The organism is Pseudomonas sp. 37 R 15 (assembly GCF_900004865.1).
Lineage (GTDB): Bacteria > Pseudomonadota > Gammaproteobacteria > Pseudomonadales > Pseudomonadaceae > Aquipseudomonas > Aquipseudomonas fluorescens_AM.
On the sequence record NZ_CVTV01000040.1, the window covers coordinates 1 to 12,578 of the forward strand.

Sequence of the window (12,578 nt, forward strand, 5' to 3'; positions counted from 1 at the left end):
TCCATCAGGTCGCTGGACACCACGATCACGGCAATGCCCTGCGCCGCGAGGTTGTGGATGATCTGGTAGATCTCGGCCTTGGCGCCGATGTCGATGCCGCGCGTGGGCTCGTCCAGCAGCAGCACTTTCATCGGCATCGACAACCAGCGGCCGAGAATGGCCTTCTGTTGGTTGCCGCCGGACAGGTACATGATCTTCTGCGCCACGTTCGGGGTCTTGACCTTCATGGCCTTGATTTGCCCGTCGGCGTTGCCCTTTTCCCAGCCATCGCGCAACAGCCAGCCGAACGCCGAATGCGCGCCACGGGCACTGATGTTGATGTTTTCGGCGACGCTGGACAGCGGGATGATGCCCTCCTTCTTGCGGTCTTCCGGACACAGCAGCACGCCGGCCGCGATGGCATCGCGCGGTGAGCGTAATTGCAGCGGCTCACCGCACAACTCCAGGCTGCCGGCACTGGCGCGTTCCAGGCCGCTGAGCAGACGGAACAGTTCCGTGCGCCCTGCCCCCACCAAGCCGAACAGGCCGAGAATTTCGCCTTTGCGCACGTTGAAACTGATCGGTTCGCGCAGGCCGGGGCCGAGCAGGCCGTCAACCTTCAGGGCGACGTCGCCATGCTCGCGCGGGCGATAGTCGTAGATGTCCTGGATATCGCGCCCGACCATGCAGGTCACCAACTGATCGTGGCTCAGCGCGCTCATGTCCTCGAAGGTGCGCACGAAGCGGCCGTCCTTGAACACCGTCACCGCATTGCAGATACGGAACACTTCTTCCATGCGATGCGAGACGTAGAGCACCACTTTGCCCTCATCGCGCAGGCGCGTGATGATCGCCATCAAGCGGTCGATCTCCCGCGCCGAGAGGCTGCTGGTCGGTTCATCGAAGGCAATCACATGGGCGCCACGGGACAGCGCCTTGGCGATTTCCACCAATTGGCGCTGACCCAGGGACAGGCGCCCGAGCTTTTCCTCGGGATCGATTTCATCGGCCAGGCCCTTGAGGCACGCCAGCGCCTGCTGGCGCAGCACGCCGCGGTTGACCACGCCAAAGCGCGACGGCAGATGCCCGAGGAACAGGTTTTCGGCGACGGTCATTTCCGGCACCAGGTGCAGCTCCTGATGGATCACCGCCACACCGCTGGCAATGCTGTCGGCGGCGTTCTTGAAGGCCATGGTCTGCTCGCCGATCTGCACCGTGCCGCTGCTGGGAATATAGGCGCCGCCGAGGATCTTCAGCAGCGTCGATTTACCCGCACCGTTCTCGCCCATCAGGGCGTGCACTTGCCCCGGGTGGGCGGTGAAGCTGATGCCATCGAGCGCCTTGACCCCAGGGAAGGTTTTGCCGATACCGTCAAAACGCAGGGCCGCAGCGGTCATTTCCACAGCCCGATCTTGGTCAGTTCTTCCTGGAAGTTGGCGCGGGTGATCAAGGTCACTTCGTCCATGGCGGTGTATTTGGCCGGTTCCTTGCCGGTGGTGACCCACTCGTACATTGCCAGCGCGGTGTTGTAGCCCTCGATATGCGGGCTTGGCAGCATCGAGCCGAAGAAGCCGCTGTCGGCTTTCTTCAATTCGCCGATGGCGTCGGTGCCATTGATGCCGATGCCGATCACGTTGGCGGCCTTGAAGCCGGCGCTTTCGGTAGCACGTACGCCGCCGAGCACGGTGTTGTCGTTCATGCCGCCGATGATCAGGTTTTTCGCGCCGCTGGGCAGCTTGACCAGGGCCGAGTTGGTGGCGTCCATGCTGCCGGGCACGTCGAGGGTTTTAAGCGCGGCGGTGAGGATGTGGTCCTTGGGAATGCCGGCTTCTTCCAGGGATTTGATCGAACCGTCGGTGCGTTTCTTGCCGGTGTCGAGTTCGTTGAAGGTGTTGATCACCGCGTAGGTGTCCTTCCAGTCCCACCCGCGTTTTTTCGCTTCGGCGGCCATGGCGGCGCCCTGCTTCTGGCCCACTTCAAACGCGGCCATGCCCAGGTACGGCACGTCTTCCATGAAGTTGCCCTTGGCGTCGACGAAGCGGTCGTCCACGGCCATCACTTTGAGGCCGTTGACCTTGGCCTTGGCGACGATGGCCGGGCCCAGGGACACATCCGGCGGGCAGATCACAAAGCCCTTGGCGCCGTTGGCGGCCAGGCTGTCGATGGCCGACAGGGTTTTCTCGCCATCCGGCACGGCGATCTTGATCACGGTGAAACCGTGCTCCTTGCCGGCTTTTTCGGCGAAGGCCCATTCGGTCTGGAACCAGGGTTCTTCGGCCTGCTTGACCAGGAAGCCGATCTTCACTTCTTCAGCGGATGCGAACCCACTGAACGCCAACGCAAGCGCCACAGCACCGAGTGTCTTCTTGAACATGGACCACCTCATTGTTGTTATTGGAAAACGGTTTAGTCGTGGTACATCACCGACCGCCCACCATCGATCATCAGGCAGGTGGCATTGATAAAGGGTGCCTCGTCGGTTGCCAGAAACAGCGCGCTCATCGCCACCTCGATGGGCTGCCCGATGCGTTTGGGCGGGTGCAGGTCGAACGCCCGCTGGCGCTCCGCGTGGGGGTCGGGGAACGCGTTCCAGTAGTCGACGTTGAGCTGGGTTTCGATATAGCCGGGGGCGATGGCGTTCACGCGGATGCCCTTGGGCGCGTATTCGATGCCAAGGGCGCGGGTGAGGCCGAGCAGGCCGTGCTTGGCGACAGGGTAGGGAAAGCAGCCGGGAATGATGTGGCTGGAATGGGTGGAAGCAATGTTGATGATGTTGCCGATGCCCTGCTCGATCATGTGCGGCAGCACCGCGCGGCAACCGTACCAGGCGCCGTCAAGGTCAATGGCGAAGCAGCGGCGCCAGTCCTCGTCGGTCATTTGCAGCGGGTCGCGAAACACATTGACCCCGGCGCAGTTGACCAGCACGTCCACGCGGCCGAAGCGCTCGATGGCCACATTGACCAGTGCCTGCCATTGCTCTGTGGAAGTGATATCCACGGCTTGCGCGACAATCTCGGCGCCGCGTGCGCGCCAATGGGCCGCGACTTGCTCGACCTTGTCGCCCTGGATGTCCGCGATCACCAACCGCGCCTGCTGCGCCTGGAAGCACGCCACGATCGCCTCGCTAATGCCTTGCGCAGCGCCGGTGATGATCACCACCTTGTGCTTGAGTCGCTCGCCGTAAGTCGGCTCGGGCACGGCGGGTAAGGACAACGGTTGTGCCTGCATCGCTTCACCTGTTTTATTTTTGGCAGTGAGTGCTGATGCAGGCGACTATAAACCCACAGATTGAAACATCTCAATATATAAATTTACATCCCATAATGTGAGCACACCTATAAAAAACCGGCCGCATCGGGCCGGTTCCGTGCGCCTGTCAGCCCTGGGCGAAATCCCTCAGCGCATTGCCTTCCATGCGGTAGCGCACCCACTCTTCCTGGGGCTGCGCGCCGATGGATTTGTAGAACGCAATCGCCGGCTCGTTCCAGTCCAGCACGCTCCACTCGAAGCGCCCGCAGCCGTTGTCGCAGGCGATCCTGGCCAGGTGGCGCAGCAACTTCTTGCCCGCCCCGCCGCCACGCTGTTCCGGGTTGATATACAGGTCCTCCAGATACAGGCAATTACTGCCCAGCCAGGTGGAATAACTGAAAAAGAACACCGCAAAGCCAATCGGTACGCCGTCGCGTGAACAGATCAGGCCGTGGGCGGTGGCGCCCTCGCTGAACAGACTGCGTTGGATATCCACCACGCTGGCGATCACTTCGTGCCGGGCTTTTTCATACTCGGCCAGTTCAGTGATGAAAGTCAGGATCTGCGCAGCATCGCTGGGTACGGCGGGGCGAATCTCGATGGTCATGGGCGCGCCTTGGGCAAGTTCAAAGCCCACATACTAAGACGCTTTCATGACTGATTGCAGCGCAATTTCCGAATGGCGGGTACACAAAATCTTACAAGCTGCGTAAGACCGTTCGTCGCCATCAAGGCACGAACAGCAAAGTGCGGCTGACCAATCAAGGGTAAGGACATTAATCATATGGAGACACCCTCATGAAAAATTCCAAATTTGCTGCCCTCGCCCTCACCGGCCTGATGTCTGCTGCGTCGTTGAGCGCGTTTGCCGCCACCTCGGCGACCGGCCCGACCGATCCAACGCCTGACGCCACCACCGAATCGCAGAAGTCCATGGGCACTGGTCTGGATACCAATGGCGGCGCGATCATCGACAACACCAACGCCGCCGATCCGCATACCCAGGGCCACGATACCCAGCGCCAGGCACCTGCTGCCGTCGGTAACGGCAAGATGGGCCCATCGGTCAATGAACCGAAGATCAATAAAGGCGACGATTCGAACCTGCCAGGCGCCCCGAAACAACCTGCACCTTGATGCCTGCCTGGCCCGCTCGACACCCGATCATTTCCCAGTGAAGAGGTACACATGAACGTTGACACAAACCTTGAACGAGAAGTCCTCACCCGCCTGCTGCACGCTCATCCGCAAGGCTTGGGCAAGGAGGTACTGGACAACTACCGTGGTGAAAAGGAAGTCGCCAGTGTCTTGGCCTTCCTGCAGGACCGCGGACTGATCAAGGATGGACATGTGACCACCGACGACGCCGGTGAATACTCGTTGAACCTGCCGATCAAGTTGACCGCGTCGGGTGTGGATGAAGCGCGCAAGCTTGAAGGTCAAGACGTGCAGTGATTCCATGTCTGGTCTGGCCCTGCGACCACCCAATGTGGGAGGGGGCTTGCCCTATCTCTATGTAGGAGCGAGCTTGCTCGCGAAAAACGTCAACGATAACGCGTGCGTCCTGAATGAACGCGGTGCCTGTGAGTTTTTCGCGAGCAAGCTCGCTCCTACATAGGGCCAGGGGCAAGCCCCCTGCCACATTCTGATGGGTGTCTATTCGGTGAACAGTGCGTCGACTTCGGCAGTGCCGGGGGACGTCGCCGGCCCCCAGCGCGTGACCGCCAGTGCTGCCGCTGCATTCGCTCGACGCGCTGCCTCGACGGGTTTCAAGGCGTTCGCCAGTCCGGCGATAAACACCCCAGCGTGCGCATCCCCCGCGCCATTGCTGTCCACCGCCTGCACTGTGAAACCCGGCACATGCCTGATGTCGCCCGCCTGCCCTACCCAGCATCCATTCGGCCCGTCGCGCACCACCAGCAGCGTCTCGGCTGGCAGGTGTCGGCCCAGTGCGGGCAATGCGGCGGCAATGTCCATGGCGCCGGTGAATGCCAAGGCCTCCGGGCCATTGCTGGTCCAGATATCGATACGCGGCAACAGTGCTTGCATCAAGGCCGAGTCCGGCGCCTTGACCAGCGGGCCCGGATCGAACATCACCACGACCTCGCGCGGCAGCGCCAGCAACCAGTCGATCAGCGCCTGCGCCTTGCCCTCAAGCAGCAGGCTGTAACCGCTGACATACACATAGTCATCGCTGCGCGGCGCTACCCGGGCCAAGTCTTCGGCACTCAGCTCGCCCTCGGCGCCGAGGTGGGAAATGAACGTGCGCTCGGTGGTGGCTTCGGTCAGGGATACACAGATACCGGTGTCCTGGCCGCTGCTGGCCGGCAGTGCCATTTCAATGCCTTCTGCCTGCATCGCAGCGCGGGCCAGGTCACCAAACCGGCCGCTGCCGTGACGGCCCAGGTAAACCACCGGCAAGCCGTTGCGCCGCGCGGCGGCCATGACGTTAAAGCCACCGCCGGCTTCGAAACTGGCAGACCTGGCCAACACGTCGCCGCCGGTGGCCGGCAAGGTATCGAGGGCCATGACCAGGTCGACGATGACCTGTCCGGTGTGCAGCAATCTAGACATTGGGACGCTCGACTAACGCGGGACGTCGATCGGCAGCGCCGCCCATTACTGCATATACGCCGCCGGCCACCAGGAAGGTGACGATCCAGCCGAGGCCGTTATGGCCGAGCCAGGAATCGGACAATGGCCCGGCAAACCAGATGTTTTCGGCGGTGGTGCCGAGGGTGGTGAAGCTGAAGCCCAGCACGATGGCCAGCGCCCAGGCGCCAAATGCGCGCCACTCCACACCGCCGCGATACCAGTAGGCACTGCTCGGGCTGACATCCAGCAAATCCGTAGGGCTGTAGTAGTGACGGTGGATCAGGTCGACCACGAAAATCCCCACCCAGGCGGTAATCGGCACCGCCAGCAACGAGATGAAGGTGATGAACGGACCGTAGAAACTGTCGGCGATCAGCATGAAGTAAATGGAGCCGGCAAAAATCGCCACGATATCGACGATCACCGCATGCACGCGCTTGACCTTCAAACCCAGGGTCAGGGTGGTAAGGCCGGCCGAATACACCGACAGGTTGTTCGACAGCAGCAGCCCGCCGAACGCGGTGATCAGGTACGGCACCGCCATCCAGGTCGGCAGCATGTCGCGGATCGCAATGATCGGGTCCGTGGCCGAGGCCAGGTCGTTGTTACCCACCGACAGCAGGCCACCGAGGGTGATCAGCAACACCAGCGGTATGCCCGCACCAAACGCGGCGGAGGCCACCAGGCGTACAGCCTTGACGCTGCGATGCTGGTAACGCGACATATCGGCACCGGCATTGGCCCAACCGATACCGGTACCGGCCGCCATGGTGCCGACGCCGATGATCATGGCGCTCAGCGGCGCCGGCGTGGCGTTGAACACTGCGCTCCAGTCGATGGTGGCGCAGAGGAAGCCGCCCACTAGAATATTCAGCGCGCCGAACACGTAGGTCGCCCACTTCTGGATCACCAGCAAGGTGGCATGGCCCAGACCGGAAACGGCCAAGGTCAGCAGCACGAAAACGGCGATGAAGATCAGGGTGAGCCACGGTGCGCTCTTCGCTTCTACCGGGGAACCGAACAGGATCGAGCACAGCGACAGCAACACAAAGGCCGCCGTGGTGGTGTTGACCGTTTCCCAGCCCAGGCGCGACATCAGCGACACCAGGGTCGGTCCGATATTGCCGCGCACGCCGAAGATGGCGCGGGACAAGGTCAGGCTGGGCGCGCGGCCACGGCGACCGGCGATGGAAATGATGCCCACCACCGCGAAGGAACCGGCAGCGCCCAGGATTGCGACGATGATCGCCTGCCAGATGGCCAGGCCGCGAAACGCAACCAGCGTGGCACCCAGCGGCAAGCCGAGGATGCTGATATTGGCCGCGAACCAGACCCAGAACAGTTGCAGCGGATGCCCGTTGCACTCGCCTTCCGGGACCGGCTCGATGCCGCGCGTTTCCAATTGCCCGGCGCCCTGGCCGGAAGAGGTGCTGCTCATGTGGATGCTCCTGGTGCCTGTATTGTTATGGTTGTGGCAAAGCGTCAATGGCCGAAAGCGGTGGTGCTTAGCGCAGTGCGAGCAGGCCTTGAACCAGCGCGTGCACGTCCAGGCTGTTGACCTGCTTGACCTGCTCGATCAACGGCTGGGGCCAGCACTGCATCCCCAGACAGGCCCCGAGCATGGCGCCGAGAATCGCGGCGATGGTGTCGGTGTCGCCCCCCAGGCTCGCGGCCAGGCACAGCGCTTCGAAAGCGTTCATGTCGCCCGACGCCACTTGCTGCGCCAGGGCGAACGACACCACCACCGACTCCTGGGAGGCGACGGAGGTACCAATCAGCTCATAGAGCAAGTCGGTGAACAGGGCGTTGTCGCCGCTGCCGACGCTCAGGGTGCGTGCCCAACTGATGCGGGTCGACATGCGTCCGCCGGCAACCCAGTGCCCGTGGTGTTCGGCCTGTTGCGCAACCTGAGTGCCGATGTTCAGCGCCTCACCCAGGTCCACGCCGTTGATACCGGCCGAGACCACCGCCGCGACCGCCGCCGCGCTGGCAATGCCCAGGCTGGTGTTATGGGTGACCTGGCACGCCTGGATCACCGCCCGGATAAACCGCGTCGGGTCGCTGACATCGGCAGCGATGCCCACCGGCGTGATGCGCATGGCCGCACCATTGGTAGTGCCGTAGCGCCCGGACTCTTCGGGCGTGTGCCCGGCGAGGATCATGTCGATTGCACGCTTGGTGGACGGCCCGAGCAGGTCCTGGGAACCCTTGGCACGCATTGTCGCCTCCCAGTCGATCAGGCGTTGGGCGAGTACGCCGGGGTCGATCGTGCCGCGACCTTCCACGAGCAACTCACCGACCAGGATCGCCTGTTCGGTGTCATCGGTGATGGAACCGGCGGGCATGTTCGGCGCGATGGGTTGGTCGGGGCCGGCATCTTCCAGGGCGGTGATGGCGCCGAAGCGCTGCCGGACTTGCTCACGGCTCAGGGATTGGGTGGGCATGCCCAGCGCATCGCCCAGGGCCAGGCCATAAAAAGCGCCGAGCGCGCGGGTTTCAGCAGTCATTTGGACGTCCCAAATTGCAGGTGCAAACGAAAATGCACGGGGTCGAGCAAGCTTTCAACATGCTCCATGAAACGCTCGCGACGGTCATAGGTGGTGCGCGAGGCCTTGAGAAATACCGTGCCGGCCGCACGGCCGAGTAACTGAGCGTCGTCATCGCTCAGGGCCTCGGCGCCGATCCATTGGTCGCCCGTGGCGCCCACGTAGCCGTAGGCCGCCAGGGTGATGGTCAGGGAATGGTCGATCAGGCCGATGCGGGGCAGGCTTTCCAGGTCACCGGTGGCCGGCATCAGCGAGCGCTCCAGCGACACCGCCGTACCGTCGGCGGTGCGGCGCAGGCGGTCGAGGGCGATAAACTGCTCGCTGCCGAAACGGCTGAACAGGTCCGTGCGTGTCACCGCTTCGAAGCGCAGCACTTCGGTACTGACTTGCGCGCCGGTGTCCGCCAGGGCCTGGGCCCAGCCATGACGCTGGTCGAGCCCCATGCCGTCAAATGTGACGATGGAGCCCACACCGCTTTGGGTGGCGATATAGTTACGCCGCTTGAGCTCAGCCAGCGCTTCGCGCAGCGTGCCACGACTGACCGCAAACTCTTCGGCCAGTTGATGCTCACCCGGCAACAGGAAACCGTCGGCCATCACCCCACCCTCGATACGGCGGATGAGCTCGTCGACGACGCGTTTTTTCTTATCAAATCGAACATGTCTAATCATGTACAAATTGATAACCGAAAGGCGCGGTCTCCAGCAAGCGATTATTTCAGAACACTAAAAAAACCGGCCTCAGGGCTCCAGGCCAATGGGGAAAAACTCCCCGTTGCTCCAGACGCCAAGCCAGTTCTGACCGTTGATCGGACGGCTCACCGCCAGCTCGACCAATTGGTAAAACGCGTTGCGATGCACCAGGGCTTCAAGGTTGCTGCGCACCCGCAGATAAGGCGCCGGTTCCTCGGTGAGCGGATCGATCACCACCCGCAACGGGTGCTCAGGGCCCGCCTCGATCGATTCGTCGACGTTGGTGGTAAAACGCAGCACCTGGCGCTCGACCTGCCCTTGCACCTCAAGCGTGACGGCGACAAAGGGCGCGTCATCGACAGTGATGCCGACCTTTTCCACCGGAGTGACCAGGAAATAATCATCGCCATCGCGGCGAATGATGTTGGAGAACAACTTGACCATGGGTTTGCGCCCGATAGGCGTGCCCTGGTAGAACCAGGTGCCGTCACGGGCGATGCGCATGTCGATATTGCCGCAGAAATCCGGGTTCCACAGATGCACCGGCGCCGGCCCTTTGCCTTTGGGCAGTTGTGCCAACAGATCATTGGCCTTGGCGGTATCGGTCATGGGGGTCTCCTCAACTTACTGATTGCTCATGCCGAGCAAGCCTCGGGCGTACTGGGCCAGGGGCCGGGCAATCAGATCTTGTGGCGTGTTGTCGTGGAACGTCAGTAAACCGCCACGACTGCGAATGCGTGCAGTATCAATCAAATACTGGGTGCTGGTCTCGATCAACATGATCTGGATTACGCCGCTGTCCAGGCCAAGGCGGTCCAGGGCTTGCTGGTCGGTCCACTCGTCGGCATTGCCGATACGGTCATCGGCTGCCGCAAAACGGCAATACAGCAAGTAATGAGCCCCCGCCGCGCGTGCTTCGGCCATGGCCTGTTCGAGGCCTTCGGGCTGACGGGCGCGACGCACCATGGGGAAATATTCGACAAAGCCGTTGAAGGCTTCCTCGGCCACCACGTTGGGGCGCGGATACGCGCTGCCTGGCGGCACGAAAGCGCCCTGGGCGATAAAGATAAAGGAGTCGGGCTGCACACGGATTGAAGCGGTGCGGCGCGTATCACTGTGGTCGAGCAAGCCGGCATCGCTCATCTGATAGCGGGTGCCTTCGGCCATATCGCTGACGGTCATGCAACCACCGAGTGCTAACGACGCCAGCAACAAAACCAGACTACGCATCCTATTCCTCCAGAAGCCGGTGACGGAAAACCGGCGAATGGACGTGAGATGCAGGTTCTGGGCCAGGGGAGCAGCTTCAGGCGTTAGGCGTTAGGCTTCAAGCTTCAAGCTTGAAGCTTGCAGCTTCTAACTGCCCTCAACCGCCAATGATCTTCATCACCGTCGCGCCGCCCGAGAAGGCCACTTCCTGCTTGTCGCCCAAGGCCTTCATCAGCAGCCCTTGCAACGCTGGCAGGGCCTGGTGGCGTGGCTTGTCCAGCAGGTCGCCGACGTAGTGACGATTGCTCGAAGACAGGCAACCATGCAGCCACCCCGTGGACGACAGCCGCAACCGCGAACAGGTGCGGCAGAATGGCACGCTCTCATTGGCGATCACGCCAAAGAAACCCTTGCCCGGCACCTCGTAGCGCACGGCCGTCGCATCGACGGGCGCATTGGCTTGCAGGTATTCATGCTGTTCGCCGATCAGGCTGAGCAACTGCTGCAGGCTGACGAATTGCTGCAGGAAGGCATTGGAGTCTTTCGCCAAGTGGCCCATGCGCATCAATTCGATAAAGCGCAGTTCGTAGCCCCGCTCCAGGCAGTAATCGAGCAACGGCATCACCTGGTCCAGGTTCTGGCCGCGCAAGGGCACCATATTGACCTTGATCTTGATCCCGGCCGCACGGGCCTGGTCCATGCCTTCGAGCACGGTGGCCAGGTCACCACCGCGGGCGATGCTGCGGAAGGCGTCGGCATCCAGGGTGTCGAGGGACACGTTGATGCGCCGGATACCCGCATCCACCAGCAGCGGCAGCTTGCGCGCCAGCAACTGGCCGTTGGTGGTCAGGCTGATATCGCTGAGCCCCATCTGCCCCACGGCGCCCATGAAGGCTTCCAGCTTGGGACTCACCAGCGGCTCACCACCGGTAATCCGCAGGCGATCGATGCCGGCCGCTTCGATCAGGTAAGCCACGCCTCGCGCCATGGCCTGGGCCGAGAGTTCGTCCTGGGCAGCCACCAGCCGCTTGCCGTTGGGCACGCAATAGGTACAGGCATAATTGCAGGCTGAGGTCAGGCTGATCCGCAAATTGCGAAATCGCCTGCCTTGACGATCAACGATCATGAACCACTCCGGCAGAGGATGAATCGGGGCGCGCTAAAAGCTGACTGATAAATCAGCTTTTAGCAAGAGTCCTTGCCTGAGTATATTCCTGGGGTACTGCGCGTGGCAGTAAATCATCAGGTGGACGGCGATTCCATGGACGGTGGCTCGGCACTGTGCTTGCGCTTGTTGCCCATGCGCACGCCAATATCCATCAGGAACTGGAAGAACCCTTCCTGGTCTTCCAGCACATTGCTCCAGAACGGCGAGTGGTACAGCGCCACGGCGCCATGCACCAGGGCCCAGGCGGCGCAGTAGTGAAAGTAGGGAGGCACGTCCTCGAGCTTGCCTTCACTGATACGGCCCTTGATCAGCAAGGTCAGGCGCTCGAAGTTGGAGGCGCGGATCTTGTGCAGTTCCTCGACCATTTCCGGCACTTGGTGGCCCTTGACGACCTTTTCCTCAAGGCGGTCAAACAGGCGGTAGCGCTGCGGATCGCGCATGCGGAACTCGAAATAGGCCCGGGACAGGGCCTCTTTGTCCTTGTCGACATCGGCTGAATGCAGCAGCTCGTTCAAGTCACGCTCGTAGTCGAGCATCAGACGCAGGTAAATCTCGGCCTTGGACTTGAAGTGCTTGTAGATCGTGCCTTTGCCGATGCCCACGGCATCCGCGATCATCTCGACGGTGACGCTGTCTTCGCCTTGTTCAAGGAACAACTTGAGTGCGGTGTCGAGAATTTCCTGCTCACGGCGGCGAAACTCACGGACCTTACGGGGTTCTTTATGCATGAGGAAGAGGTCTGCAAAGGTCGGAATAGGAAGGGTTGCGCAGGCCACGGATACGTGGCGATACGATTTACCCGATGCGAGGGATTATCCCGACTGAACGGTCGTTGGGCAACGCCTATGTGAACCCGTTATGCACTTTACTTTCAGTACGCCAACGATTTGCACGATATCAGTCAGAAACAATACGCGATATTCAGACCTGAGCATCCGCTCAATGAGAACTCAAGAGAAGCGCACGTATTCCAAATCTGTTTAAAAATCGATCAATCGAGACTGGACTGAATCCGAGAGTGATCAATACTTCAAGTGTCGACGCGACATCTCCCCCAAGTGAAGCGTCGACCTGGGTACCGACGGACTGCGTACCCTTGTTTTACTCCTAATGGTCTTAGCCCGGATTCACCCCCCCAGA

Annotated in this window: 14 protein-coding genes; 2 read left to right on the top strand and 12 right to left on the bottom strand. The window is 61.6% G+C overall.

Annotated elements, in window-relative coordinates:
* The 4 genes from araG to BFQ04_RS12120 form a co-directional block, all read right to left on the bottom strand.
* On the bottom strand, positions 1 to 1,376 hold a 1,376-nt coding region (gene araG / locus BFQ04_RS12105; protein WP_065951036.1), incomplete at its 3' end, for an L-arabinose ABC transporter ATP-binding protein AraG.
* Positions 1,373 to 2,353 carry a substrate-binding domain-containing protein gene (locus BFQ04_RS12110; RefSeq protein WP_104504402.1) on the bottom strand — a complete coding sequence of 327 codons (981 nt, stop codon included), beginning with the start codon at positions 2,351 to 2,353 and terminating at the stop codon, positions 1,373 to 1,375. The genes BFQ04_RS12110 and araG, both read right to left, overlap by 4 nt.
* Positions 2,354 to 2,385: 32 nt before the next feature.
* Positions 2,386 to 3,207 (bottom strand): SDR family oxidoreductase, encoded by an 822-nt coding sequence (locus BFQ04_RS12115; RefSeq protein ID WP_065951037.1) that lies wholly within the window; start codon positions 3,205 to 3,207, stop codon positions 2,386 to 2,388.
* A gap of 148 nt (positions 3,208 to 3,355) precedes the next feature.
* Complete coding sequence (locus tag BFQ04_RS12120) at positions 3,356 to 3,835, bottom strand: GNAT family N-acetyltransferase (RefSeq protein ID WP_065951038.1); 480 nt, start codon at positions 3,833 to 3,835, stop codon at positions 3,356 to 3,358.
* A gap of 191 nt (positions 3,836 to 4,026) precedes the next feature.
* Between BFQ04_RS12120 and BFQ04_RS12125 the strand changes: the two genes are divergently transcribed.
* Together BFQ04_RS12125 and BFQ04_RS12130 are read left to right on the top strand one after the other, a co-directional pair.
* Entirely contained in the window at positions 4,027 to 4,365 is a 339-nt protein-coding gene (locus tag BFQ04_RS12125; RefSeq protein WP_065951039.1) for a hypothetical protein, read from the top strand.
* Positions 4,366 to 4,416: 51 nt separating this feature from the next.
* The gene (locus BFQ04_RS12130) at positions 4,417 to 4,683 is read left to right on the top strand and encodes a hypothetical protein (protein WP_065951040.1); all 267 of its coding nucleotides are present in this window, start codon (positions 4,417 to 4,419) and stop codon (positions 4,681 to 4,683) included.
* 201 nt (positions 4,684 to 4,884) lie between these two features.
* On the opposite strand, the gene BFQ04_RS12135 is transcribed toward BFQ04_RS12130, so the two are convergent.
* The 8 genes from BFQ04_RS12135 to BFQ04_RS12170 form a co-directional block, all read right to left on the bottom strand.
* Positions 4,885 to 5,802 (bottom strand): PfkB family carbohydrate kinase, encoded by a 918-nt coding sequence (locus BFQ04_RS12135; protein WP_065951041.1) that lies wholly within the window; start codon positions 5,800 to 5,802, stop codon positions 4,885 to 4,887.
* Positions 5,795 to 7,261, bottom strand: coding sequence for a purine-cytosine permease family protein (locus BFQ04_RS12140; protein WP_065951042.1), 1,467 nt, complete (start codon positions 7,259 to 7,261; stop codon positions 5,795 to 5,797). The genes BFQ04_RS12135 and BFQ04_RS12140 overlap by 8 nt, the downstream gene beginning before the upstream one ends.
* Positions 7,262 to 7,328: 67 nt before the next feature.
* Positions 7,329 to 8,330 (bottom strand): ADP-ribosylglycohydrolase family protein, encoded by a 1,002-nt coding sequence (locus BFQ04_RS12145; protein WP_065951043.1) that lies wholly within the window; start codon positions 8,328 to 8,330, stop codon positions 7,329 to 7,331.
* Positions 8,327 to 9,040 carry a GntR family transcriptional regulator gene (locus tag BFQ04_RS12150; RefSeq protein WP_065951044.1) on the bottom strand — a complete coding sequence of 238 codons (714 nt, stop codon included), beginning with the start codon at positions 9,038 to 9,040 and terminating at the stop codon, positions 8,327 to 8,329. Before BFQ04_RS12150 ends, BFQ04_RS12145 begins: the two co-directional genes overlap by 4 nt.
* 69 nt (positions 9,041 to 9,109) lie before the next feature.
* Positions 9,110 to 9,670 carry a DUF1285 domain-containing protein gene (locus BFQ04_RS12155; protein ID WP_065951045.1) on the bottom strand — a complete coding sequence of 187 codons (561 nt, stop codon included), beginning with the start codon at positions 9,668 to 9,670 and terminating at the stop codon, positions 9,110 to 9,112.
* A gap of 15 nt (positions 9,671 to 9,685) precedes the next feature.
* Entirely contained in the window at positions 9,686 to 10,291 is a 606-nt protein-coding gene (locus BFQ04_RS12160; protein WP_065951046.1) for a DUF4823 domain-containing protein, read from the bottom strand.
* 136 nt (positions 10,292 to 10,427) lie between these two features.
* Positions 10,428 to 11,396, bottom strand: a complete 969-nt coding sequence (locus tag BFQ04_RS12165; protein WP_065951047.1) for a GTP 3',8-cyclase MoaA — start codon at positions 11,394 to 11,396, stop codon at positions 10,428 to 10,430.
* Positions 11,397 to 11,512: 116 nt separating this feature from the next.
* On the bottom strand, positions 11,513 to 12,166 hold the full coding sequence (locus BFQ04_RS12170) for a TetR/AcrR family transcriptional regulator (protein WP_065951048.1): 654 nt from the start codon (positions 12,164 to 12,166) through the stop codon (positions 11,513 to 11,515).
* Positions 12,167 to 12,578 lie beyond the last annotated feature (412 nt).